21 protein-coding genes and 1 tRNA gene are annotated in these 25,931 nt (G+C 53.5%); 14 read left to right on the top strand and 8 right to left on the bottom strand.

Annotation, left to right across the window (positions count from 1 at the left end):
* Window positions 1-68 precede the first annotated feature (68 nt).
* Together LJN55_RS14585 and LJN55_RS14580 are read right to left on the bottom strand one after the other, a co-directional pair.
* Complete coding sequence (locus LJN55_RS14585) at window positions 69-1,100, bottom strand: methionine synthase (protein ID WP_227534715.1); 1,032 nt, start codon at window positions 1,098-1,100, stop codon at window positions 69-71.
* 24 nt (window positions 1,101-1,124) lie between these two features.
* Window positions 1,125-2,108, bottom strand: coding sequence for a DUF1852 domain-containing protein (locus LJN55_RS14580; RefSeq protein ID WP_227534714.1), 984 nt, complete (start codon window positions 2,106-2,108; stop codon window positions 1,125-1,127).
* Between the two features lie 422 nt (window positions 2,109-2,530).
* Between LJN55_RS14580 and LJN55_RS14575 the strand changes: the two genes are divergently transcribed.
* A complete protein-coding gene (locus LJN55_RS14575) occupies window positions 2,531-3,013 on the top strand; it encodes a cold-shock protein (RefSeq protein ID WP_133841625.1) in 483 nt (160 codons plus the stop codon).
* 180 nt (window positions 3,014-3,193) lie between these two features.
* On the opposite strand, the gene LJN55_RS14570 is transcribed toward LJN55_RS14575, so the two are convergent.
* Window positions 3,194-3,269 (bottom strand) — tRNA-Asn (locus LJN55_RS14570).
* A 306-nt stretch (window positions 3,270-3,575) separates the two neighbouring features.
* On the opposite strand from LJN55_RS14570, the gene LJN55_RS14565 reads away from it, so the two are divergent.
* Entirely contained in the window at window positions 3,576-4,697 is a 1,122-nt protein-coding gene (locus LJN55_RS14565; RefSeq protein WP_133841626.1) for a Gfo/Idh/MocA family protein, read from the top strand.
* 138 nt (window positions 4,698-4,835) lie between these two features.
* The gene (gene fepB, locus LJN55_RS14560) at window positions 4,836-5,882 is read left to right on the top strand and encodes a Fe2+-enterobactin ABC transporter substrate-binding protein (protein ID WP_227534713.1); all 1,047 of its coding nucleotides are present in this window, start codon (window positions 4,836-4,838) and stop codon (window positions 5,880-5,882) included.
* A 247-nt stretch (window positions 5,883-6,129) separates the two neighbouring features.
* On the opposite strand, the gene LJN55_RS14555 is transcribed toward fepB, so the two are convergent.
* Entirely contained in the window at window positions 6,130-6,585 is a 456-nt protein-coding gene (locus LJN55_RS14555) for a putative T6SS immunity periplasmic lipoprotein (RefSeq protein WP_227534712.1), read from the bottom strand.
* A 209-nt stretch (window positions 6,586-6,794) separates the two neighbouring features.
* Here LJN55_RS14555 and LJN55_RS14550 point away from each other — a divergent pair, with 209 nt between their 5' ends.
* The 4 genes from LJN55_RS14550 to LJN55_RS14535 all read left to right on the top strand — a co-directional run bounded on the left by LJN55_RS14550 (window position 6,795) and on the right by LJN55_RS14535 (window position 11,230).
* Window positions 6,795-8,006 carry a multidrug effflux MFS transporter gene (locus LJN55_RS14550; RefSeq protein ID WP_227534711.1) on the top strand — a complete coding sequence of 404 codons (1,212 nt, stop codon included), beginning with the start codon at window positions 6,795-6,797 and terminating at the stop codon, window positions 8,004-8,006.
* Window positions 8,007-8,124: 118 nt separating this feature from the next.
* Entirely contained in the window at window positions 8,125-9,735 is a 1,611-nt protein-coding gene (locus tag LJN55_RS14545) for an FAD-NAD(P)-binding protein (protein ID WP_227534710.1), read from the top strand.
* A gap of 82 nt (window positions 9,736-9,817) precedes the next feature.
* Window positions 9,818-10,576, top strand: coding sequence for a hypothetical protein (locus LJN55_RS14540; protein ID WP_227534709.1), 759 nt, complete (start codon window positions 9,818-9,820; stop codon window positions 10,574-10,576).
* A gap of 117 nt (window positions 10,577-10,693) precedes the next feature.
* Window positions 10,694-11,230, top strand: coding sequence for a DUF2058 domain-containing protein (locus LJN55_RS14535; RefSeq protein WP_133841633.1), 537 nt, complete (start codon window positions 10,694-10,696; stop codon window positions 11,228-11,230).
* 1 nt (window position 11,231) lies between these two features.
* Here the strand turns inward: LJN55_RS14535 and LJN55_RS14530 are convergent, their stop codons facing one another.
* The gene (locus tag LJN55_RS14530; protein WP_227534708.1) at window positions 11,232-11,930 is read right to left on the bottom strand and encodes an RluA family pseudouridine synthase; all 699 of its coding nucleotides are present in this window, start codon (window positions 11,928-11,930) and stop codon (window positions 11,232-11,234) included.
* Between the two features lie 239 nt (window positions 11,931-12,169).
* Here LJN55_RS14530 and LJN55_RS14525 point away from each other — a divergent pair, with 239 nt between their 5' ends.
* From LJN55_RS14525 to LJN55_RS14500, 7 genes are all read left to right on the top strand, one after another.
* Window positions 12,170-13,789 carry an ABC transporter substrate-binding protein gene (locus tag LJN55_RS14525; RefSeq protein WP_227534707.1) on the top strand — a complete coding sequence of 540 codons (1,620 nt, stop codon included), beginning with the start codon at window positions 12,170-12,172 and terminating at the stop codon, window positions 13,787-13,789.
* Window positions 13,790-13,861: 72 nt separating this feature from the next.
* Entirely contained in the window at window positions 13,862-14,827 is a 966-nt protein-coding gene (locus LJN55_RS14520) for an ABC transporter permease (RefSeq protein WP_227534706.1), read from the top strand.
* Window positions 14,824-15,750, top strand: coding sequence for an oligopeptide ABC transporter permease (gene opp4C / locus LJN55_RS14515; RefSeq protein ID WP_205945486.1), 927 nt, complete (start codon window positions 14,824-14,826; stop codon window positions 15,748-15,750). The genes LJN55_RS14520 and opp4C overlap by 4 nt, the downstream gene beginning before the upstream one ends.
* Window positions 15,747-17,288: a Sapep family Mn(2+)-dependent dipeptidase gene (locus LJN55_RS14510; protein ID WP_227534705.1), complete on the top strand. Its 1,542-nt coding sequence runs from the start codon at window positions 15,747-15,749 to the stop codon at window positions 17,286-17,288. Before opp4C ends, LJN55_RS14510 begins: the two co-directional genes overlap by 4 nt.
* Entirely contained in the window at window positions 17,278-18,942 is a 1,665-nt protein-coding gene (locus LJN55_RS14505) for a dipeptide ABC transporter ATP-binding protein (protein ID WP_227534704.1), read from the top strand. The genes LJN55_RS14510 and LJN55_RS14505 overlap by 11 nt, the downstream gene beginning before the upstream one ends.
* 113 nt (window positions 18,943-19,055) lie before the next feature.
* On the top strand, window positions 19,056-19,187 hold the full coding sequence (locus LJN55_RS23925; protein ID WP_259151368.1) for a hypothetical protein: 132 nt from the start codon (window positions 19,056-19,058) through the stop codon (window positions 19,185-19,187).
* A 531-nt stretch (window positions 19,188-19,718) separates the two neighbouring features.
* Window positions 19,719-21,401 (top strand): Hsp70 family protein, encoded by a 1,683-nt coding sequence (locus LJN55_RS14500; RefSeq protein ID WP_374760142.1) that lies wholly within the window; start codon window positions 19,719-19,721, stop codon window positions 21,399-21,401.
* Between the two features lie 52 nt (window positions 21,402-21,453).
* Here LJN55_RS14500 and LJN55_RS14495 read toward each other — a convergent pair whose 3' ends face one another.
* The 3 genes from LJN55_RS14495 to LJN55_RS14485 all read right to left on the bottom strand — a co-directional run bounded on the left by LJN55_RS14495 (window position 21,454) and on the right by LJN55_RS14485 (window position 25,802).
* The gene (locus LJN55_RS14495) at window positions 21,454-24,117 is read right to left on the bottom strand and encodes a DnaJ domain-containing protein (RefSeq protein ID WP_227534703.1); all 2,664 of its coding nucleotides are present in this window, start codon (window positions 24,115-24,117) and stop codon (window positions 21,454-21,456) included.
* The gene (locus LJN55_RS14490) at window positions 24,114-24,821 is read right to left on the bottom strand and encodes a DUF1266 domain-containing protein (RefSeq protein ID WP_227534702.1); all 708 of its coding nucleotides are present in this window, start codon (window positions 24,819-24,821) and stop codon (window positions 24,114-24,116) included. Before LJN55_RS14490 ends, LJN55_RS14495 begins: the two co-directional genes overlap by 4 nt.
* Before the next feature lie 261 nt (window positions 24,822-25,082).
* The gene (locus LJN55_RS14485) at window positions 25,083-25,802 is read right to left on the bottom strand and encodes a putative quinol monooxygenase (RefSeq protein WP_227534701.1); all 720 of its coding nucleotides are present in this window, start codon (window positions 25,800-25,802) and stop codon (window positions 25,083-25,085) included.
* Window positions 25,803-25,931 lie beyond the last annotated feature (129 nt).

The following is a 25,931-nucleotide window of genomic DNA, read 5'->3' as shown; positions in this document are numbered from 1 at the left end:
CACAGTCCGGATTGATCAGATCGCCCAATCCGGACTGCGTTGTTTCAAATGATGACGGGCTGACGCCGTTATTTCGCCAGCAGTTCTTTACGCACGATTTCTGCGCCTGCACTTAATGCATCCAGCTTGCCGCGTGCAACGCCACGCGGTAACGGGATCATGCCGCAGTTGGTGCAAGGATAGAGCTTATCGGCATCAACATACTGCAGGGCTTTGCGCAGCGTCGCGGCAACTTCTTCTGGCGTCTCAATGGTATTGGTTGCCACATCAATGGCACCAACCATCACTTTCTTACCGCGAATGAGTTCCATCAGCTCCATAGGAACATGCGAGTTCATACATTCGAGTGAGATGATATCGATATTAGATTTTTGCAGTTTCGGGAAAATCTGTTCGTATTGTCGCCACTCGGTGCCCAGCGTTTTTTTCCAGTCGGTATTGGCTTTGATGCCGTAGCCGTAGCAAATATGGACAGCGGTTTCGCATTTCAGTCCTTCGATGGCGCGTTCCAGGGTGGCAATACCCCAGTCATTCACTTCATCGAAGAAAACATTAAATGCAGGCTCATCAAACTGGATAATATCAACGCCGACAGCCTCTAACTCTTTGGCTTCTTCGTTGAGAATTTTGGCAAATTCCCAGGCGAGTTTTTCGCGGCTTTTATAGTGGTTATCATACAGCGTATCGATCATCGTCATTGGACCCGGCAAGGCCCATTTGATCGGCTTATCGGTTTGCTGACGTAAAAACTTAGCGTCTTCAACAAACACTGACTTCTTGCGGCTGACAGGGCCGACAACGGTGGGCACACTTGCATCATAGCGATCGCGAATTTTAACGATCTCACGTTTCTCAAAATCAACACCCTCAAGGTGCTCAATAAACGTGGTAACAAAATGCTGGCGTGTTTGCTCACCGTCGCTGACGATATCAATACCGGCCTGCTGTTGATCGTCCAGGCACAAACGCAGCGCATCTTTTTTGCCGTCGGCTAATTCCTGATCCTGCAATTTCCACGGGGACCAGAGTTGCTCAGGTTGTGCAATCCATGAAGGCTTAGGTAAGCTGCCAGCCGTGGACGTGGGCAATAACTTTTTCATAATAGAAACCTTGTATTTGTTTAATCAAAGAACGGGATCAGCAGACCATTGTTCAAGAAGAGTTTGATATGGTTTGATGAACTTCTCTTCAGTGAACTTTCCTTGTTCAACAGCCAGCTGGCTACGTTCTTCGCGATCGTAAGTAATGAGCGTTAATGAATGGTCTCGCTGCGTCAGGTTGGGTTGATAATGCTTTCCTGCTGCAGAATTCGCATTGTAAATCTCTGGTCGGTAGATCTTCTGGAACGTCTCCATCGTACTGATGGTGGCGATAAGCTCCAGATCGGTGTAATCATTCACCAGATCCCCTACGAAATAAAAAGCTAACGGCGCAACACTGTTTGCAGGCATGAAATAGCGCGCCTGTAAGCCCATTTTATTGAAATAGTGATCGGTCAGGGACAGTTCATTCTGCTGGTATTCGATGCCCAGAGCAGGATGCTGATAACCCGTCTGATGATAGGTGTTTTTGCTTGAGACGCTCAGGCAAATCACCGGTGGTTTAGCGAAGTTTTCTTTGTAGATATCTGAATCCACAAAGCGTTTAAAGATATTGCCATGCAGGTCGCCAAAGTTAGCGGGGATGCTAAATTCGGGTTGGTTCTTATTATACTCTGGCAATACCACGCTAAAATCATAATCCCGCACGTAAGAGGAAAAGTTATTTCCTACGATACCTTCAATGCGTTCATCTGTTTTTTTATCAATAATATTGGTTTTCAAAATTTCAATCACCGGGAAGCTATCGTTATTGCCTTCGACAGCAATATTCATCTCAACGGAGATGATTTCCAGTTCGACAGCGTAACGATCCCCTTTGGGATTATCCCCATGCGCCAGGGAATTAAAGCGATTGTTCATCATCACTAAGGCGTTGCGCAGGTTTTCCTGGCGTTTTGAACCTCTGGCCAGATTAGCAAAGTTGGTTGTGATACGCGTATTTTCGGATGGATTATAATTCTCATCGAAACAGATTTTTTTTATGGTAAACGCAAAGTTATTATTCATCGTAATCTGGTATCCTAATTTCCGCTACAAACCTGAGCTTACTTCTTGCACTTTTCATGAAGCTGCAATTTTCTTTTCAGGTTCCAACATTCAGCCGTCTGCACACATTCTATAGTGCATATTTTATGCCAGAGTCACTGGGTGAGGGGAAGTGATATAATTTCACAGCAACATGAGCGATTTTCATGATCGCGGGTAGAAGAAGGAAAGAGGTGAGCGGAAGTTCATCATACTCTCCAACCGCTCCGGGTTCACTCACATTCCACGCCCCACTTTGCCTCTTATCCGCTGTCACCTGCCTGCTGTTCCTCGCGTACCCGCAATTTATCGTCCAGACTTACCGCAAAGGCATAGTCTGCGCAGGCATTGTGTTTTACACTGCGCGCTGAAAATTGAGTAGATTAACGATTAAGTAGGCGACAATGGCGATGAACGGCACGATCACAACCTGGTTTAAAGATAAAGGCTTTGGATTTATCAAAGATGAAAACGGCGATAACCGTTATGTCCATGTGATTAAAATCGCCAATCCTGAGCTGATTAAGAAAGATGCGGCGGTGACTTTCGAGCCCACCACCAACAGCAAAGGGCTGTCAGCTTATGATGTGAAAGTGATACCCGAAAGTTCCTACATCTATATCGCGGGGGAGCGCCTGAAGCTCACCTCGATCAAGTCTTACCTGGTGTACAGCGAAGAAGTCCCTGCGGAAACCCGCATTGATAAAGAAAATACGGTGCTATCTGTGGGCATACTGATGAACAGCATCCGGCCAAAATCAGCCACTCAGCCGGGTGAAATGCGTACGGTAAAAAAACTGGCGATCACCACTTTCCAGGGAACAACCCTGATCTTCTCGGAAGATGAGATCGACATCGACAGCACGGTGAAGTTGCTTAAGGTCTGACACCATCCGGACTGATCCCTGTGCCGAAATCCTGCGCCATTGAGCGGAAGGATTTCGGCATCGCTGACGGCCTTTGAGAACGTCCCCTTCACACATTTCCCCACTGCCTGTCATCCGGCGGCACGAAATCATTAACAACAAAAAGCCCGCTCAGGTTTCCCTGAGCGGGCTTCTTAAATTTGGCTCCTCTGACTGGACTCGAACCAGTGACATACGGATTAACAGTCCGCCGTTCTACCGACTGAACTACAGAGGAATTGTTGGAACGGGGCGCATGATATCCAGCAGGGCAGGGGATGTCAAAGGCTGTTTTCACGCTTTTGGTTCAACTGCTGAATAAAGCAGCATACTGAACAAGCCTATGTGATTTTTACCACAAAAATCGTGCTTTTGCGTATTGCGTTGCAGGATGCGGTGGGACTTGCAGCGGCGTTACATTCATTTTCGCCAGGGCGATCACGTTTGTTTCATTTTGACGTTGAATCACAGTGTTGCGAAATATACATTTCATCAATATTGAATTTTTGTTCCATTTCCTGTTCCCTACATCTAAGGATTTATCATGAAAAAAGTCAGAATTGGCCTGATCGGTACCGGTTATATCGGACGCTGCCACGCGATTGCCTACTCTCAGGCGCCGACCGTGTTCAACCTGAAAGGGGAATTGGTTCGTGAGATGCTGGCGGAAGTGAACCCGGAACTGGCCAGCGCGCAGGCGGCCACACTCGGCTTCAATCGTTCAACCGGAGACTGGCGTGAACTGGTTGCGGATGAAAATATCGACGTTGTTGATATCTGTGCCCCTAACTTCCTGCATAAAGAGATGGCGCTGGAAGCCATTCGCCACGGCAAACACGTCTACTCCGAAAAACCCCTTGCGCTGGATGTCGCCGATGCTGAAGAGATGGTGCGTGCAGCCGAAAAAGCCGGGGTGAAAACGCTGGTGGGCTTCAACTATATGAAAAACCCGACCAGCCAGCTGGCGAAAGAGATTATTGCCCGTGGCGAAATCGGCGAGGTGGTGCACTTCTACGGCACGCACAATGAAGATTACCTGGCGAATCCGAACACCCCGCTGGACTGGCATTGTCAGAAAGCACTGGCGGGCCTCGGAGCACTGGGCGACCTGGCCGCGCATATTGTCAACATGGCGCACTATCTGGTGGGCAACATTGATGAGGTCAGCGGCGATATGATGACGGTCATCAAGCAGCGCCCGGACCCGAAAAATCTGTCCCAGCTGCGCGATGTGGAAAACGAAGATCAGGCCAGCGCACTGCTGCGTTTTGCTAACGGCGCACACGGCGTGATTGAAACCTCGCGTATCGCCTGCGGCAGCAAAATGGGCCTGACCTACGTGGTGACCGGCACCAAAGGCAGCATCCGTTACACCCAGGAGCGCATGGCGGAGCTGGAGCTGTATATTCATGATGACCCGGCCGGTCGCCAGGGCTTTAAAACCATTCTGACTGGCCCGGCGCACCCGGATTATGCGGCGTTCTGTATTTCTGCCGGGCACGGTATTGGCTTTAACGATCAGAAAACGGTGGAAGTGCGCGATTTGATTAACGGCATTGCCGCCGATGACCGTATGTGGCCAGACTTTGCTGAAGGCTTGCAGGTATCGAAAGTGCTGGAGGCGATTGCCCTCTCTGCCGCCGAAGGGCGTTGGATGAAGGTATAGTTTTCACTGAGGCCGGGCTTGCCCGGCCTTTTTAGCGTAAGCCATTTTTTCCCGCCTCTTCTCCGTTGTCATAAGCGATTTAAATTCCCCGCCATTAAATGTATGATAATAAGACTCATTTTCAATGAAATGGCTAAGATGAAAAAACTGTTCTCCTTCCCGGTGCTGTGTGCACTGCTGGTGGCTGCCGCACTGATCTTTGTTGTATCCGTCCGCAGCTGTTCAACTCAGTATTCAGAGTCGCAACCCGCCTCGCCACCGGCTGCGGCCGCAGCTGTTGCGCCAACAGGCGCACAGCAGGGCTGGCCGCGTACGCTGCAAACCCCTAAAGGGCCACTGACTCTGACTAAGGCCCCGGAACGTATTGTCTCCACCAGCGTGACCATTACCGGAACGCTGCTGGCTATCAATGCGCCGCTGGTCGGTTCCGGCGGCACCAGTCGTAACAGCACGGTGTCCGATGACCAGGGTTTTTTTAAACAATGGAGTGCAGTGGCGAAGCAGGCCCATCTGAAACCCCTCTACATTTCTGAACCGAACGCCGAGGCGATTGCCGCTGCGGCGCCGGACCTGATTGTGATTGCCGCCACGGGCGGTGATTCAGCGTTAAAGCTCTACGATCAGCTGTCGGCTATCGCCCCGACGCTGGTGATCGACTACGGTGATAAAAGCTGGCAACAGCTGGCTGTGCAGTTAGGGGAGATCACCGGGCATGAGAAAGACGCCAGCACCGTGATTGACCGTTTTGAGCAACGGGTGCAGGCGGTGAAACAGGCGATCACACTGCCACCCCAGCCGGTTTCCGCGCTGGTTTATTATGAAGATGGCCGCGGTGTGAATTTGTGGACCCTGGCATCAGCGCAGGGCAAGCTGCTGTCGGAACTGGGCTTTACGCTGGCGATGCCACCCGCGGACGTGCAGGGCGGCACCAGCATGGGTAAGCGTAACGATATTATTCAGCTGTCAGGTGAGAATATGGCGGCCGGTCTCACTGGGAAGAGTATGTTGCTGTTCTCAGCAGACGACGAGACGGTGGGGCGCGTAAGGGCCAATCCCTTCCTTGAGCATCTGGAGCCGGTAACGGCTGAGCGGGTCTATGCAATGGGCCCGGATACGTTCCGTCTGGATTATTACAGTGCCAGCAATATGCTGGACAGTATTGAGCGGCATTTTACGTCCCACTAAGGTGGGATGTCCTCACCCAAATACACCGCAGAGATCGCCATATTGTGGCAGTTTTAAAACTAACAGCGAGCAACGGTGCTGCGGGGATGGGGCCAGTTTGAGGTAAGCCGGACGTCACGCGACAGGACGTCGCGTGCCGAGGCCCGCAGGGATGCGGCAGTTGCCGATCCGGCGTGCTCAAACTGGCCTCAGACCTGAAGCCGAATGATCAGCCACTCATTTTTGTGGGGATTCATCAGGGGCCTGGTCAGCCGTCGTTGTTTTCACTCTCCCGGCTATAATCCTCTGTTATCACTGAATAATCCCGCGGCGCGAAGGGATGCGGTACACCTTTTATCATCATGAACTCAGAAACAATAATGCGGCGCATCATCCTTCTCTCGGTGGGTGAACGTAATGAGATCTCCACGTTTAACTCACCGGACTCCGGAAATTGATAGTAAGTGTCTGGGATGCATAGCTGATTATTAGCAACTTTTAAAGCAGGTAACTTGCGGTTGAAACCCGATCTTTCAGGTGCATGTCTGTCTCTGATGGAAAGATAATGTACGTAATAGTCGCCGGCATTGTTAATCTGGAAACAGAATCCAGCGTCCGTTCTGGAAACCTGTCCGACTTCATACGGCGGGAAGTGATCCCCCAACCAGCAGCCAGTCAGTAATAAAGAGAGAAGAGTGGGCAGGAGGGGATTATTGATTTTCATATGGCATACATATCCCTGAGTTTATCCATAAGTCATCACTGATGCTCAAGCATAACAACGGCGTATTTTATTGGAAATTCGTTGATGTGCGATTATCCGCTATCGCCATTTATGAATTCAGCTCATAACGACGACCTGATTACCTGACATTATCTTCTGATGGCAAACCGCTACTCTACCGTTCTCCCTTTCTGTCCCGATGGATTGTCATGACTGACTCTCAGGCGCATACGCCGTTAGCCACCCCAAAAACCACCGGCTTTACCTTTGTACTGATCCTCAGTGCACTAATGGCTATTACCTCGTTATCGACCGATATTTATCTGCCCGCCATGCCCGTGATGGCGAAAGATTTACAGGGCGATGCGGAGTTGACCATCACCGGCTTTTTAATCGGGTTTTGTATAGCTCAACTGATCTGGGGACCGATCAGCGATCACTTCGGTCGGCGTTTGCCGATGTGCATCGGTATGGTGCTGTTTGTGATGGGGTCGGTGGGCTGTGCCTTATCCACTGATATCGTGCATATCGTCTTCTGGCGGGTATTTCAGGCGCTGGGTGCCTGTACCGGGCCGATGCTGGCCAGGGCGATGATCCGCGATCTCTACAGCCGTACCCGTGCGGCACAGATGATGTCCACGTTGATGATCGTCATGGCCATTGCCCCGATAGCCGGGCCGCTGCTGGGGGGGCAGATGATTCACATCGCCTCCTGGCATGCCATTTTCTGGCTGCTGGCGATAATCGGTGCCGTGATGCTGCTGGCAATCGGCTGGCTGCCTGAAACTCTGCCTGAATCAAAACGGGTGAAAGCCTCCCTGTCCGGTGCCTTTCGCAATTATTACCGCTTACTGACGCATGCCACCTTTATGCGCTTCACGCTCTGCGTGACGTTTTATTATGTCGCGGCCTATGCGTTTATTACCGGCTCACCCTTTGTTTACATCTCGTATTTTGGTGTTGAACCCGCGCATTACGGCTGGCTGTTTGCCGTGAATATTGTCGGATTAATGGCGGTCAGTATGGTGAACCGACGGCTGGTACATCGCTATCCGCTGGAAACCTTGCTCAAGTGTGCCGCCTCCGTCGCCGCACTCGCCGCAATGCTATTAGCGGTGGCGACCGGGTCTGGCATGGGCGGGATAGGCCTGATTATCGCGGCGGTATTCGTTTTCTTCTCCATGAACGGCATTATCGCGGCAACATCGACCGCAGCTGCGCTGGATGCTGCGCCGGAGATGGCGGGTTCGGCATCGGCACTGGTGGGATCGTTGCAGTACGGCAGCGGCATTATCTCATCGCTGCTACTGGCGCTGTTTAGCGATGGCACGCCCTGGACCATGGGCTGGATTATCGCATTTTTTACCCTGGCCAGTGCCGTAATGGCACTGACCACGCGCACAACGAAAATAGTCATATAGACTTGATCTACCGGCTGATGAGCGTTGTTCAGGAAAGGGGGGGAATGGCATTCATTCAGAAAAGAGGTATTCCCGGAAAATAGCTGGATTTAACAACAATAATAAGGCGGGAGCGGCAATGAAAAAGATAGCCATCATCGGGGCGGGGCCAACAGGCATTTATACGTTTTATGCACTGCTGGGCAATCCGCAACCGCTGTCTATCTCTGTCTATGAGCAGGCCGCCGAGGCGGGCGTCGGCATGCCCTACAGCGATGAAGATAACTCGCGGATGATGCTGGCCAATATCGCCAGTATTGAAATTCCGCCTGTTTTTATCACCTATATTGCGTGGCTGCGCACCCTGAGTGACAGCCATCTGGCCCGCTATGGCGTCGAGGCTTCTTCCCTGCATGTGCGGCAGTTCCTGCCGCGGATCCTGCTGGGTGAATATTTCCGCCACCAGTTTCTGGAAATCGTCGCTCAGGCTAAACGCCAGGGTTTTGAAGTCAATATCCACGAAGCGTGCCAGGTGACCGATCTGGAAGCCACCTCCCAGGGCGTGCATATCTGGGCGCAGGGTGAACGCATCCCGGCGCTGTTTGATCTTGCGGTGATTGCCACAGGGCATGTCTGGCCTGATGACAGCAAGGCGACCCGCACCTTTTTCCCCAGCCCCTGGTCCGGGCTTATGGACGCCCGTATTCCCCCCTGTGAAGTCGGCATTATGGGCACGTCGCTGAGTGGCATTGATGCGGCAATGGCAGTGGTGGCTCAGCATGGGACGTTTAAAGAAGGCGATGACGAACAGATAACCTTCAGACTGAATAAGGGAAGTGAGCGGCTGAACATCACGCTGATGTCGCGCACAGGCATCCTGCCGGAGGCCGATTTTTATTGCCCGATCCCTTATGAACCGTTGAGCATCGTCACGCCAGAGGCCATCGAAAACGCCATTGCGGAGGGAGCGGACGGCCTGCTTGACCGGGTGTTCGGGCTGATGGTTGAGGAGATGGCACAAAGCGATCCGGCCTGGAGCCAACATATCTCACTGCGGACGCTGGACGTCGACGGTTTTTCCGCAGCCTGGTTCGCCGATCGGCATCAGCATGACCCTTTTCACTGGGCCTGCGCCAATCTTAATGAAGTCGAGCGCAATAAGCGCGAAAAACACACGGTGGCCTGGCGTTATACCGTGCTGCGTTTACACGAAGCCGTTGAAGAAATCGTCCCTTTTCTCAATGACAAAGACGCGAAAAGATTCAACGGTGGTCTGGCCCGTGTGTTTATCGATAATTATGCCGCTATTCCATCACAGTCGATCCGTCGACTGCTGGCGCTGCGCGAGGCCGGGATCATCAGCATCCAGGCCCTCGGGCAGGATTATCATCTGCACGAAGATGACAACCAGACCGTGATTTCCGCTGAAGGGCAAACGCGGGTGTTTGATGTCTTTATTGATGCCCGCGGGCAAAAACCGCTGAAGACCCGTGACCTGCCATTTCCGACGTTGCGCGCCCAGTTGCAGTCCTGTGGGGATGATATTCCTGACGTCGGTAACGATTACACATTGCTGTCGCCGGAGAGTGCTCGGGGGCGCATTGCATTCGGTGCCTTGCCTTATTTAATGCACGATCGGCCGTTTGTGCAGGGTATTACTGTCAGTGCGGACATTGGTGCGGCGATAGCGAAGGCGGCCCTGGAGCCCCCCTCACGCACGCGCAGGCGACTGCGTTATATCGACATCTGACGCGCCTGCGTTGATTACTGCTTTGCATTGCCTGGCGTATTCTTCATAATCCCTTGATACGCCATCATTATTTGAGAGCACTATGATCAGGTTTTGGGTTCCGTTTCTGGCCGTGGCATCGGCATCCGTCCTGGCGGCTGAGGTGCCACCTTCCATCAGGCCGCTGGCATTGACGGCGGTGAAAAGCGGCAGCGATCAGTACAACAGTTTGTGTGCCGCTTTAAAAGATCGCTGTAACGCCGGGAAAGAAACCACCTTATGGAACAGCAAGGCCGATGCGAACACCGTCTATTTAATCAATTCCTCCCCCGAGTTGATGAAGATTGAGAAAACGGGCAGCACCTGGCTCGTGAAAGGAACGTGGGATTTTAGCCCGTATCATCACAGTCACAGTGATAAGAACGAGGGTGATGATGAGCTGTCTGCAAACGGTGTCACACTCTACCCCGCGTTATATCCCCTGAGTAAAAGCCAGCAGGCGGTGGCCCTGGTGTCGCAATGGTCGACGGGGTATTCGGGCGGCGGGCGTGAAGAAAATTACGCCGACTTTATGCAGTTGAATGATGACGGAAGTTACAACGCCGCCTTCAAAGATATTCTGTTTTCCTCCCGTGAAATGATCCGGGCCTGTTTCTCTGAACAGGATTATGCCCGCAAGTCCCATTGTCACGATGAGAGCTGGCGTGTTTTGCAGTTGAAAATACTGGACCAGGGGAAGGCGTACTATGCCTGGGAGTTCATCACCAAATCTTCCGACTGGCCGTCGTTTACCGATAAGTCTGAGATAACGACCACCGTCAGTCGGGAAGTGAAAGTGCCGTTTGCAGAGAGGGCGCAGTAGCAGAGTAAACAGCCTGTGGGGCCATCCGGCAAGGCTGGCTATTTTGGCGCAACCTGGTACAGCTCTAAAAATTAAAGGTATAATCCCCCGCATTATTCACCGGATTTAGAAGCGAACATGACAAAACTCACCTTACAAGAGCAGATGCTGAAAGCGGGATTAGTCAGCAGCAAAAAAATGGCCAAAGTTCAGAGAACGGTCAAAAAATCTAAGGCTCAGGCCCGTGAGGCCAGAGAAGCGGTAGAAGAGAATAAAAAAGCGCAGATTGAGCGGGATAAGTTGCTCAGTGAACAGCAGAAGCAGGCGGCGTTATCGAAAGAGTATAAAGCGCAGGTGAAGCAGCTGATTGAGATGAACAAAGTCGACATTGCCAAAGGCAACATTGATTTTAATTTCACCGATAACAACCTGATTAAGAAAATCGCCGTCGATAAGGCCACGCAAGCTCAGCTTATCAGCGGTCGCCTCGCCATTGCACGTTTACTGGGCAACAGCGGCGAAAGCGAATACGTCATCATTCCCGCCGTGGTCGCCGATAAGATTGCGCAGCGCGATGCAGGCAGCATTGTGTTAAATAGCGCCCTGAGCCTGGAAGAGCAAAACGAAGACGATCCGTATGCTGATTTCAAAGTACCTGATGATTTGATGTGGTAAATCAGAACGGCGAGGCATTGCAGGCGTTGATCGGCGCTTCGCTGATCGGATGAACAAAATGTAATTCACTGGCGTGCAGCATCATCCGCGGCGTCAGTTCGGTGCCTGGCAACAGGCGACCGCCATACAGATCGCAGCCCAGAATCGGGTGGCCCAGCTGCTGGCAGTGAATGCGTAGCTGGTGGGTGCGCCCGGTCTCCGGGGTGAGCTGTACCCGCGTCACAGGCAGTAACGTCCCGTCTTCCTGCTCCTGAACAATGCGCTCAACGACCCGATAGCGGGAGCGGGCGGGTTTACCGTGGATGGCACAAATCGACATCAGCGGGAACAGCGCCGGATCGCGGGCAATCGCCGCATCAATGATCCCTTCATCATTATCCAGATGCCCGCACAACAGTGCACTGTACACCTTGGTTACCGTACGCTGGCTGAACTGCTGGCAAAGGGCGGCATTGATCGCCTTATTGCGCGCAATCACCATCAGCCCGGAAGTGCCGAAATCAAGCCGGTGGATCAGGGTGCAGCCGGGGAAAATCTGTACCAGCCGGTGATGCACTGAATCGAGATTGAGCGGATTTTTCCCCGAGAGGCTGAGCAGCCCGGCGGGTTTATTGATCAGCACCAGGTGATCGTCCTGATACAGGACTTCAATCTTGTCATGGCAGGGTGGGGCAATAAAGGTATCGAAAATCACAGACATCAGACTGCCCCGGTAGCGAGTGGGAGCGGATAATAACGAATTTTCAGCCAACTGGCGAATCTGGCTGTGCGCCCGTGGGCGTCAGTGTGCCGTCATCTCACTTGGAACATAATCAGATAACCATTACCAATCATTCTATTTGCTTGTGTTTGTTTCAAACAGTAACGTTGTTAAAAATAGCGTATTAACGATGGTCTTATTATTAATTTACCTCTGGAAGTGAAATGACGGGGTGAATTATGACAACTTTATCTGGGGTGGGAATGAAGGGATTTTCAAAAGCCATTGCTTTTGCGGCAATGAGCCTGACGGCGTTTAACGTTGCAGCGGCAGAGAATAACAACAGTAATAATATTATTCGCTACGCAATATGGAGCAATCCCAGCGGTAACTTCCATCCCACGCTTTATTTTACTGACTACGATCGCGCGGTTATATTCACTCTGTTTGGCCGCTTGTTTACCCTCGATGAACAGCAAAACCCAAAACCGTCTCTCGCTGAAAAATATGACTACTCGGCTGACGGAAAAACGCTGACGCTGCATTTAAAACCGGGCGTGAAATGGCATGATGGCACCGCATTTACCGCGGAAGATGTCTATTTTACCTATGCCACCGAAGCCGATGCGGGCTTCCCGAAAGACACCCCTGGCTTTGTCAAACATCTGGCGGGTTACGAGGATTACCATACGGGTAAAACGGAGCGTTTAGCGGGCATCAAGGTGATTGATGCACAAACCCTGAGCTTCACCTTTGTCGCCCCGTATGCTGCGGCCTTCTCTCACTTTGCCGACCGTCCCGTGCTGGCCCAACATATCTGGAGCAAAGTCCCGGTTAAAGAGTGGAATAAAGCGACTGACCTGCTGCGCAACCCGGTCGGCACCGGCCCTTACAAGTTTGTCGAGTTTCTCCCGGATCAGTACGTCAAGCTGGAACGCAACGACGACTATTACGGCGGAAAACCGAAAACCAAAACGCTGATATTTAAAGTCTCTAACGCACAGACGGTACAGAATGAGCTGATCAATGGCGACGTTGATATTGCTGAACTCTCATCATGGAATGGCCGCGATTTACAGACGTATAAAAATGCCGGCATTCAGATTATTGAGCAGCCGGGCGTAGGTGCACAGTATTTATCACTGGATACGCGCAATAAAAATCTGTCCGATCGCCGGGTCAGACAGGCGCTGGTGTATGGCATTGACCGACAGGCGATTGTCGATAAATTACTCTACGGTCACGCTCAGATATTCAATACCAAAGATAATCCGCACAGCCCTTACTACCCTAAAGCGTTAGATAATTATGCCTATAACCCTGAAAAGGCGAAGGCGTTATTAAAAGAAGCCGGCTGGGCAGACACCAACGGTGATGGCATTGTGGATAAAGACGGCAAAGATTTCACCCTGACCATTAACTACCCGACAGGGAACCGCACCCGCGAACTCACCGCACCCATTATTCAGCAAAACCTGAAAAAAATCGGTATCAACGTGCTGCTTAACGTCGCCGACTTCAACGCCACGCTCTCCATTTTGCAGGACAAAGCGAAAGTCTACGATGGCGTGTTGATGGGCGGGACTTTCAGGCCTGGCGAATATGATAACAACTTCTGGTGGGAACGATTTTCCACCCCACAGCTGGACGCTTTCGCCAGTCAGTTTAATGCCACCATCGACCGTGACGCCCTCAAGACCAGCGTTGGCGGGTGGTTAACCGGGATTAATGAAGAAGTGCCGCACGTCTGGCTCTACATTCCCAATATCGGCTACGCCCTGAGTAAGCGGGTAACAAGCTACCACTCTTACCCTTATGAACCTTTCGCCGATGTCGCTGACTGGAGCGTAAAACAGTAACGCATTGCACGGTAGAGGGTTTTACAGAGCACCACTTCTGTAAAACCCGTTCACTTCAGTACGGGATTTTTTATGTTCAGGGTTATTTTTCACAGGTTACTGATCGCTGTTCCGGTGCTTTTCGGCATCTCGCTGCTGGTCTTCTTCCTCATACAATTACAGCCCGGCGATCCGCTGGTCGGCATGATCTCGCCCGAAACAACGCCAGAGCAGAAACAGGATATGCTGCGTCAGGCCGGCTACCTCGACCCGATATGGGTGCAATATTTGCGCTGGGCCTCGCGAGCGATGGTGGGTGACTTCGGTTACTCCCTGCAGAGTGGGGCACCGGTACTCACGCTTATCGGTGAACGGGTCTTCAATACACTGCTGCTGGCGGGGAGTTCGCTGTTGATCACCTTAATCGTGGCGCTGCCGCTGGGGATTTATCTCGGTCTGCGTCGTGGTACTACGGTGGATATCGCGGTCTCGCTGTTGTCTTTTGTCATCCTCTCCATTCCGGTATTTTTTATTGCCATTTTACTGGTGAAAGTCTTTGACATGAATCTGCGCTGGTTTCCCGTTTCGGGCGTCTCTACGCTGGGCAGTCACCTTACCGGTTTTGATCATATTGTCGATGTGGCTAAACACCTTGTTTTGCCCGCAGTCACGCTGGCGTTAGGCAACATCGCTATTTTTAGCCGTTACCTGCGTTCCAGCATCAGCGAGTTAATTAACCAGAACTTTATCAAGGCGCTGTTCGCCAGGGGAATGAGGCGATCGGGCGTGATCTATCCGCATTTGCTGAAAAATGCCGCCAAACCGCTGATTACCGTGGTGGGGATGGAGATCCCGGCGCTGCTCTCGGCAACGCTGCTGACCGAGATTATCTTTAACTGGCCGGGCATCGGACGTCTGAGTTTTGATGCTATCCAGTCACGCGATTTTCCCCTGTTGATGGGCATTGTGCTCTTTCTGGCGGTGATCACTTTAGCCATCAATATCCTCGCGGATATTCTCTATGCACTCGCCGACCCGCGAGTAAGGCTGACCCGATGATGCTGAACCATGATGACGCGGCTCTGCGGCCGCGAACCCGGCTGCATCCCCTGCTGAAGGATCACTATTTCGTCAGTGGATTGATTCTACTGACGCTGCTTGCTGCTTTTTCCCTCTTCGCGCCCTGGCTGACACCCTACAACCCCGATGATATGGACCTCTACAATATTGAGGCACCGCCCGGCAGCGAACACTGGCTGGGTACCGATGAGATTGGCCGCGATGTCTTCTCGCGGCTGCTCTACGGCGGCCGCGTATCCATCATGGTCGCGCTGGCCGCGGTGCTCTTTCAGGCGGCGATCGGCATCGTACTCGGCAGCATCGCGGGCTATAAAAGCGGTGTGGCCGATATGATCATTATGCGCATCACCGACATCATCATGTGTTTTCCCTTTTACGCGATGGCGATAACTCTCGCCGCCCTGCTGGGTGCCAGCGTCTGGAACGTGATTCTGATCATCGGCGTGCTTCACTGGACGGGCATCGCCCGGCTGGTGCGCGCTGAACTGCTGTCGCTGCGCGAAAGCGGCTATGTTCAGGCCGCAAAATCCATGGGCGTGAGCAGCTTCACGATTGTCTGGCGGCATTTGCTGAGGAATGCCTGCGCGCCCATCGTCGTAAATCTTACCCTCGCGGTGGCGAATGCGATTCTTGCCGAAGCCGCGCTGAGCTTTATTGGGCTGGGCGTCAAACAGCCGCAGCCGTCATGGGGCAACATGCTGTCGGCGGCGCAAAGTATCAGAGTCATTGATGACGAATGGTGGCTGTGGATCCCCCCCGGCTTAACCATTGTGTTGATGGTATTGGCGATCAACTTTATCGGCGAGGGGCTTGCCCGGGTGTTAAATCCACGGCCTGCGGTCCCGGTGAAAGATATCCACCTTCACTCGCTGAAACTCTCCCAAAAAAGGAAAAGCGCATGAGTCAGTCACTGCAGGAAAAAGGCTTTACCGGAAATCTCTCCGCAGAGGAGACCGCTTTTTCGGAAAAAATTGAACAGTGGTTTGAGCAACACCGTGAAGAATTCATTCAGGACCTGCTGCAATGGGTGGCTTATCCGAGCATTGCCGATGAGAAATTAGCGCAGGACGGCAAACCCTATGGTAACGAGGTGGAAGCGATTTTCCAGCACGTTAAAGCGCAGGCGGAGAAGCTGGGCTTTGCCACCGAAGCGCATCAGGGGCACGCGCTGTCTGTGCTGGCGGATAACCGCAACGCGACCCAGGATTTGGGGCTGATCTCGCATCTTGATGTTGTGCCACCTGGCGATAACTGGACCTTTGCGCCGTTCGAACCGTTCCACAAACAGGGTTTCGTTATTGGCCGCGGGGCATCGGATAACAAAGGCCCGGCGCTGCTGGACCTCTACCTGCTGCGTGCCTTCCGCGATCTCGGCGTCTCCCTGCATCACAAGCTGCGCGTGATCTACGGGGGCGCAGAAGAAATTGGTATGGGCGACATGAAATACTTCGCGAAAAACGGGCCGGTTCCGCGCTTTTCCGTGATCACCGATGGCGCATTCCCCGTCAACTATGCGCAAAAAGGCGGTCTGAACCTGATTTTACAGATCCCGACCGGCCCGGTGTTATCCCGTCTGTCGGCGGGCGTGGCGGAAAATGCCGTTCCGGCCAGTGCGACACTGCGTTTGACCGCGACGGACATTGCCACCGTTGACAGCGCGCTTGCCCGATTACCGGCCGGGCTGCGCGAATCGCTGTCGATTACGCCTGACGGCAGCGATGTGCTGCTGGTATCGCATGGCAAATCCGGGCACGCCGCCTTTCCTGAAAACACGCAAAATGCCATCCCGCTGCTGCTGAATGCCGCCGTGGGTGCCGGGCTGCTGGTTGATGCAGATCTCAATGCGGCCACGCTGATTGCGCAGCTGCTGGCCGATCCCTGGGGGCACGGAGCGGGTATTGCCTTTGAAGATGAGCAGACCGGTAAGCTGACGTTGAACGGGGGATTAGCGATGCCGAATGCGCACGGTGTGGCGATCTATCTGGATATTCGCTATCCGATTTTGACCGATAAAGACGGTTTGCTGGCGACGCTGAAACAGACCATTGCGCCGCTGAACGGCAGCTTAACGATCCTGCGTGACGACGTGCCGATGCATGTGGATAAAGACAGCCTGCTGGTGCAGCGCTTGCAGCAAACCTATGACGCGATAGCGGACGCCAAAACCGACCCTTACACCATGGGCGGCGGCACCCATGCGCGGGTATTGCCGAACGCCATCACCTTTGGCCCGGGATTTGGCCGGGGTGCATCGGCGTTGTTTAACGGTGAAAACGTCAGCGAGCGCCCTGACTTTATCCCTGATGGGCATGGCTCTCCGCACGGCCCTGACGAGTTTGTGTCGATTGAAAACCTGAAGCGCGCGTTTAAAGTCTATGCGATCGCCATTCCGCGGTTAGACAGCTGGCTGGCGCAGGGATTAATCGACAATGCCGGATAACACACCGTTACTCCGCATTGAAGGGCTGTCCGTGTGCTATCCGGGGCAGGACGCAGGCGTGACCGCAGTGGATCAGGTCAGCCTGAGTCTCGCTGCCGGAGAAATACTGGCCGTCATCGGCGAGTCGGGGGCTGGAAAATCGGCCATTGCGCAGGCGATCCCGGGATTATTACCGGCGAATGCCATCGTTTCCGGCAAGATCCTGTTTCAGGGTATCGATCTGCTGAGGTTAAATCGTACTGAACTTTCCACCCTCAGAGGGCGGGAGATCGCGATGGTATTTCAGGACCCGACGTCATCGCTCGACCCGGTTTTCTCCGTCGGCACCCAGCTGGATGAGTCGATTGCCCTGTGCGATCCGTCACTCAAGGCTGCACAGCGCAAGGCGCGTGCCATTGAGCTGCTGTCGCAGGTGGGCATTCCGCAGGCGGATAAACGCCTGAAGAACTACCCTCATCAATTCTCAGGTGGCCAGATCCAGCGCATCATGATCGCGATGGCGCTGGCCGGACGCCCGAAGATGCTGATTGCCGATGAGCCGACCACTGCGCTGGACGTGACCACTCAGCAGGAAATACTCGACCTGCTGTTCAGCCTGAACCAGCAGTCCGGTATGGCGCTGCTGCTGATCACCCACGACATGGGCGTGGTCGCTGATATTGCACAGCGGGTGATTGTAATGCGGCACGGGAAAATAGAGGAAAACAGTGCGGCAAAAACCCTGTTCCGCGCGCCTGAAAGTGCCTATACCCGCCAGCTGCTGGCGGCGATCCCATCATCCACATCAACACCGGTCGCCGTTGAGGAAACGTTTGAGGCACTGGTGCGGGTGGATGACGTGCACATCAGTTATCCGGCAGGGTTTGGCAAGCGCCATAATATTGTTAATGGCGTCTCTTTTAACATCGGCAAAGGCGAGTTCCTCGGCCTGCTGGGGGAGTCCGGATCGGGGAAGACCACCCTGGGTCGCAGCCTGCTGGGCATCATTAAACCGCACCAGGGAACGCTGACGCTGGCGGGCGAGGCGATTTATCATCCCAGCCGCACGCGCAGCAAAGCGATTAAATCGCAGGTTGGGGCTATTTTCCAGAACCCGCTTAGCTCGCTGAATCCCCGCATGACGCTCGGCCAGTCGATTGCTGAACCCTTGCGCACGCACACCACGTTAAAAGAGGCGGCGATCCTCAAGCGGGTGACGTCATTAATCACGGAGGTTGGGCTTCCCGCCGAATGGCAGCAGAAATATCCGTATGAGATTTCAGGCGGGCAGTGCCAGCGCATTGCGATTGCCCGCGCGCTGGCACTGAACCCGCAGCTATTAATTGCTGACGAACCCACCTCGGCACTGGATGTCTCTATCCAGGAAAGCATCCTCACACTGCTGCGCAATCTGCAAAAGGAGTATCAGTTTGCCTGCCTGTTTATCAGCCACGACCTGGCGGTGGTGCGCAGCCTGTGCCAGTCGGCGCTGGTATTGAAAGACGGTCATGTGGTTGAGCAGGGGCGGGTCAGTGAGTTGTTCTCCCGGCCTGCCAGTGACTATACGCGATCGCTGATCGACAGCATTCCTTTTGCCGACCCGCAGCATCAGGAAAATAAACGCCGCCAGCGAGCGCCGTGGCTTTTTGCTCACCCCTGGGAACGTGTGACCTGACAGTGCCGTGTCAGTGTTTTTATGAAAAAGAGGATGGCGCACAGGATAATATTTACCGCGTCCTCCCACTTATTTACCCTCAGCCCTGGATTGTTTAATAACAGGGAAATGTGATGGAAAACGGTTTTTGTATTGCCATGACCCCGGTGCAACTGGCCGCAGTCATGGAGAATGAATCGGTAATGAAGAAACAACGATATAATAATAAACCCTACTACATAGCAACAGCTTACCCGGTGCTTTAAAAATTAAAAAAATTCAAAACTATCAGTACCTTTTTTATCTTTTTTTTTGGACAGGATAGCGATGAATATGGCGAAACTTATCAAGAGATTGTCGATTCTGCTTTTAAGATTTATGTTGAAGATGGTGGTCATTATCTCGATAACCTGATTACCAATATTGACGACTTCCGCCAATGTTACCCGGATAATGAATCCGCAGTTGTTGCCCTGAATGAACTTACCGACGGGTCTGTGGGGGATACGAGATATCACATACCAACACTTCTTGGCTTCCTGGAATGGCTTTCCTGTACTCTGAAACAAAAGCGTGATGAGCATAACGCCAGATAAACCCCCGGGTCCACGTTCTTGTGGGCCACTGTCACCCTGTTACCTCCCTGAACCTAACATCAGATGGCTAGCGAGCACCGGTAATTTCACTCGGCTTGATACAGTATGGTGCTTCTGCTGTGTGACAAAGGCTTCTATAATTCAATATGATTGAATAAAATCGATGGAACACATCATTGATGAGAAAGAATCATGACGGAACTGAAGATGGCTGTCCCGGCGATCGGTATTGATTTAGGCACCACCAACAGTTTGATCAGCGTCTGGCAGGACGGCCAGGCACGGCTGATCCCCAATGCGCTGAATGAATATTTAACACCGTCGGTGGTGAGCCTGGATGACGATGGACAAATGCTGATTGGCCGCCCGGCACTGTCGCGTCTGACCACCCATCCGCAGCGCTCAGCGGCGCTGTTTAAGCGCTTTATGGGCAGTAAGAAACAGTTTCGGCTTGAGACACAAACCTTTGATGCGCCCGAGTTATCGGCGCTGGTGCTGAAATCCCTGAAAGCGGATGCTCAGGCTTACCTTGGTCATGACATTTCCGACGTGGTGATCTCGGTGCCTGCCTATTTCAGCGACGAACAACGCAAACAGACCCGCTTTGCCGCAGAACTGGCAGGGCTCAATGCTGTCAGGCTGATTAACGAACCGACCGCCGCCTCCATGGCCTACGGGTTGCATACCCAAAATACCGGCCGCACGCTGGTCTTTGATCTCGGCGGGGGAACCTTTGACGTCACGGTGCTGGAATACGATCTGCCGCTGATCGAGGTGCATGGTTCGGCTGGCGACAATTATCTGGGCGGTGAAGATTTTACCCAGGCGATGATTGATGCCTGTCTCCGTGAGTGGAAGCTCAACGCGGAGACAATCCCCGCGACCGAACTGGCGCGCCTCTCCGATTGTGCTGAACAGCTAAAATGCCAGCTCGGTCAGCATAATGCCCCGAATCAGTTGAGCTGGCAGTGGCAGGATAAGGCGTGGACGCTCTTGTTTGATGAAGAGAAACTTGAACAGATCTGGTTGCCGCTGATGACGCGTCTGCGAGCCCCGATAGAACAGGCGCTGCACGATGCCCGTCTGCGGCCGGAGCAGCTTGATCATCTGGTCCTGGTCGGCGGTGCATCGCGTATGCCAGTGATTCAGAAGCTGGTGGTGAAACTGTTCGGGAAGTTGCCTCACCAGCATCTGGACCCTGCCACCATTGTTGCGCTCGGTGCCGCCGCACAGGCCGCCTGTCGCTTGCGTAATGAAGATATTGAAGAGGTGATCCTCACCGATGTCTGCCCTTATACGCTCGGTATTGCCACCGCCAGCGAGCAAAGGAGCGGGATATTTTCCCCGATCCTTGAGCGTAATACCGTTGTACCGGCGTCACGGGTGGAGACGTTCACGACCCGTCACGTCGAACAGACGTTTATCCGCATTGCTATCTATCAGGGTGAGAATCCCCTGGTCGCCAACAACATTTTTATCGATGAATTACAGGTGCCGGTCAAACCCAACGGCGCGTTACAGAATATCGACGTGCGCTTCAGTTATGACATTAACGGATTGCTGGAAGTGGATGTGCATTTGCCCGAAAGCGGTGAGTCACTAAGTAAAGTGATCGACCACAGCCCGATTGGCCTCAGCCCGGAACAGCAGCAGCGCAGCCGTGAACGGTTAACAGCGGTGAAAATTCATCCCCGCGACACGCTGGTGAACCGCAACTTGCTGGCGCGTCTGGAGAAATCCTGGGCGCAATCGCTGGGCGATACCCGTGGACAGATTGGCCTGTGGTTAGAAGAGTTTGAAATGGCGTTAGCCAGCCAACAGGAAAGCCGTATCGCGCCATTGCGTCAGCAACTGGAAGGCATGCTCAAGGACATGACGCTGTAAAACCAAAAAAATATGCCGCCCGTGAACCAGGGCGGCATACACACCTTTCCGACTATTTCTTTCGCCGCCAGCCGGGCGGAGGGCCAAAGCGGTTTGGCTCAGGCATCCCGCGTTTGAACAGATACATCCCCAGCAGTTTCAGCACCGGAATTTTAATCTCTTTCAGTTTATCCGCAGAGGCCAGGCCCAAATCTCGTCCACGGCGCACGATCGCGCTGTAAACGTTCATCACCACCAGCAGCGCTGACAGCGCGGTATTCGCCAGCTGCCCTTCAGCGACAATCGCGTTTACCAGCAGGATAGCGAGCTCGCTCCCCAGCACAATCTGCAATATCAACCCCACCCGACCCAGGCGTGAATTAACCCGCCAGAACTGCCAGAAATAACTGCGGCGCTGCGGGTACTGCTCGAACGCATTCTGACGGCGGGTATTGACTTGCAGCATCGTCGCTGCCGCTAAGCGCAACGCAATATCCATTGCGGGATCGTCAGCACAGTGCCCGGCAGCGGCACTCAGTTTGGCGTCCAGCAAATATTCCGGATTGCTGCCAAGCTGATGGATCCCCAGGGCGATCGCCGACGCGTTGCTTGCCCCGCTGGCAACCGTGTCGTCTGTCGGGAATACCGGCAACTGGCGTAACAGCAATTGCTGCTTAAACGCGGCTTCTTCTGGCGAGCTGGCGGTGAGGGCCTCCAGAGCATCCAGATTTTCCTGTGCATACTGCGCATTGTCATGCGACAGGAAAACCGCGTGGTACAGGGCCTGATATGCGAAGGGGGATTGCGCCAGCCGTGGTTGCCACTCGGCTTGATACCGATAGAAGTAGTGGGCCGAGTTGGAGGAGATCTCTTCACGCCGCGCAATATACTCTTCGATACTGACGGGCAGCCGGGTCCAGCAGTTGAAATGCAGCGAGTTGTTCAGGTCCAGATGGCTTTTGAGCTGGCCAACTTCATCACCCTGAGCCGGGTCAATTTGGGTAAATACCTGATACATCGACCAGAAGGGGTGCTGTTCATCCAGCGGGAAATTCTTCAGCTGGCTGAGCAGGGAAATGTTGCCGATATCCAGTTCGAGCATTGTCTCCAGCAGCATCACCTGACGCAGCGCATCGTGCGGCGGCGTCTGGTCCTCTTCCGGCAAGGCAATATTGGCATGACCGAGGAGATAGCACAGCCAGCTGGTATGCGCTGGCAACACGCTCTCGCCATACGCCGGATGTTGCGCCAGCCTGGACAGGCTGTGAGGGGGAAGCGGGCGCCAGTGCCACAACCAGGCGATGCTCTGTTTCCAGGCGGCACCCTCGCCGTCGGCGAAAATCTCAGGCAGCGGCGTCTCTTCTGGCGCAGATAACCACGCGCTGAACGCTGCCAGCACCGGTGAATCCTGAAGCCACGCCAGGCGCTGTGCGGCCTGGCGCTGCAGACCGCGTAAGATCAGCGCTTCCAGCGGTGCCGTGGGAAGCGGCTGGTCAAGGATCGCCTGTAATAAGGCTTCATTGCCCATCGTTAACATGCTGGCCTGCCAGTAGAGGTGCAGCAGTGTATCCGAGCCATCGACCTGCAAAAGATGCGGGAACATCACCTGCGCGCGATAGCGGCCTGATTTCCAGCTGATGAAGTCAGTGGCGACAGGGGACACATCCACAGGTATCGTTTCGGCCCAGCGCACCAGCGTTTGAGGTGATTGTGCCTGCGGCCGATAAGCGGTTTCCTCCTCGCCGGTGGCGGAGGCCGCTGGCGGAACATCCGGGCGGTCAAAGGCCTGAATCAGCAGGGGCAGGTAATCCGGAGAATCGCTGGCACACCACGCCAGCAGCCACTGTTCGGCTTCGGCATGCTGGTACTGTTCATGCAGGATGACCCACAGCGGCAAGGCTGTTTCATTATCGCCCATCATGCCGCAGTGGCTGGCGCTCAGATAGAGCCACTCCGGGTCATCGGGATGCCGTTCCTGTTGCTGCAGGCAGTAGTCACGCACCTCCGCGTTGGACTCGGCAGCGACATTAAACCAGCGAGCTATCTGTTTCATCAGACGTGGGCACGAGGGCCAGTAAATCACACGCGGTTCTTGCAGCAGATATCGCAACCAGCCCGCCGGTTGTTCCCAGTAAAAGTGACGAATCTGATGGAAATAACCCAGCGTTTCGTCCTGCGCTGCCAGACTGAGAGGGGCCAGCGTGGAAAGGTCGAAAATGTCGCCACCCTCGGCAAAGTTCAGCAGTCCGTCCGCTCGTGCGCCCATGTCCTGATCAAGTTCCGGCAGACGCATCCGCCATTGCAGGCGGTTAGCCAGCAGTAACAGGCAGTCGGCAGAGACAAAGTTCACCTGCAAAACGGCCTCCAGTAACGGCCAGCGGAGCTGGTCGATGGTGGCAACCGGGTGAGCGTCGAGCTGGCTGATAAAGCGCAGCCAGTTGATCGGCAGATAACGCTCAGCGGGGGAGGTGAGCAGTTGGCTGAAGGTATCAAGCAAGCCCGTGGGATCGGCGGCTGGCGCTTCTGGCGGGGGCGCTGGTGGTTCAAATGGCATCAGGGCGGCGGGTTCATCCACGCCTTTCCGCGCCTGTTCATAGGCTTCACGCAGACGCTTAAATCCTTCCGGATTGCTTTCCGGGTGGCAGGTGGGCAGCAGGTCGCGGTAGGCCTGGCGAATCACCTGCTGATCCTGCGTCGGTTCAATGCCCAGGGTTTCCCAACATGACGGGTTACTCATAGATCCATCTCCGGCAATGATGCGGGTTTCTCAATTTCATTCATCGCGATGTGCCACGGCAGTTGGGATACCGGGCTATCCGGATGCGTGTAAAGCTGGCGCATTAATTCAATATTGGTGGTGCTACCGGCGTCTGCGCTCAAGGCATAACGCCGGGCATCGGCGTTGGAAGCGTTGAGTGACTGCCAGTAGAGCCTTCCGATGATAAACCCGGCATTATAGCGCTGCCAGCTGGTGTAATAGTAACGGGCTCGCGCTGCCAGACGGCTGTGCAACCACAGGTTTTCTTCAGGCGTTATCCAGCCGTTAAGCAGCGCGATACGGCAAAGGAAGCCCATTCTTGCCAAATCCCAGGCGCGGATCCCGCCGTCACCGCACATCACGGCGCTGTCAGCCACGAGTGCCAGCAGGGGCTGTACGTCCGGCGCCTGATGCGCCGCATAATCCTGCCACTCGCTCAGGCTCAGGCGGTGCCAGAGCCTGAAGTAATGGGCCAGATCGTCCGCGTGGCCGTTGTCGCTCATCCTGACAATCATCTCAAACAGCTCTTCACGGGAATCAATGCCCCAGCTGTCACTCAGATCCACGCCGGTATCAAACGGATAAAACTGATCGCAGTCGTAGGCGGCACCCGCTCCGGCATTTATCGCCACCATCGGGGCTGAAAGCGCGAGCAACCAGCGCCGTGCAGAATCATCAATCACTGAGCATTTCTCCGGTAGGGGGTATCCGCTATCCATTTGAAAAAAGTGCGCTTAGGTTACATGAAATGTTTCTGACGGTTAATTTTTAGTTGAATCAATTCATTGTTGTACTACAACCCTCCACCCCTCATGTAAGGCGTATTAATCCTCTTTTTTCATTTGCATTCGTCACATCTGCAAGTACAAGCGACATTGCCGCTGCCGCAATGACCTTTTTCATGTTAGCGCCTCTCCTGTTGTCTGAACGGCTAAGCTGAAGCCTCACTCAACAAACCGTATTTCGCCTTTATTTCGCAGAGAGAGCGGGGCGACAGGGAGGGATTCTTTGCTGACGGCCATGTGTGCTGTCTGCGCGATGTAGTCCCGAAAGTGCGGCGTCTGCCTGTGTTGCTGATAAGCCGCCTCGCTGGCGTAAATTTCATAAAAATACCAGCGGTACTTATTGTTCACATCCGTTGCGGCATACATAGCAAGAACGCCTTGCTCAATTCTGATGGACTCCGCCATTTCAGGAAGAACAATACGTTTAAATGCCTCCTGAAATTCAGGTTTCACATCGACAACCACCAGATTATTGATGGTTCCTGAATTTTGTATCACGGGCTTATCGCTGAGAAATTGTGGTGTTAACTTTATCTGATGCTTTTGGTTGATTATTTCAGGGGCATGGGCAATAAATTTCTTATATTGCGCAGAATTAAGGTGATGGTGATAAGCCTCTATGTTTTTATATATTTCAACCATGTAAGCCTGTTGCGGATGATCCTTATGCTTGAGGGCGTACATCGCCAGCGTCCCCGCTTCCTCGTCGAGTGACGTGGAAATCGTGTCCCTTGCCATTTCATCATATTGCGGGTTTTTATCGGGTTTCACGCTGAGCTCAAAAATGCTCATTACCGGGCTGTGCGGAGAATTCGTTGCTTTCGCGATGACGGAACTGCTCATCATCAGACTGAGGGTCATTACGCCAATGTTTTTCACAGATAACCTTTATCATCGAGGGTTAATATTCATATAACGGAAAATCACTTTTTCAGTCGTGCGATAAACTGCCTACCTGGCAGCAGCCACTTCTCGCAGAATGGTTGCATTACCGATGGATGAACTCAG

The sequence above is a fragment of the Erwinia rhapontici genome (assembly GCF_020683125.1).
GTDB classification, from domain to species: Bacteria; Pseudomonadota; Gammaproteobacteria; order Enterobacterales; family Enterobacteriaceae; genus Erwinia; species Erwinia rhapontici.
This window is presented reverse-complemented; position numbering and strand designations above follow the sequence as displayed.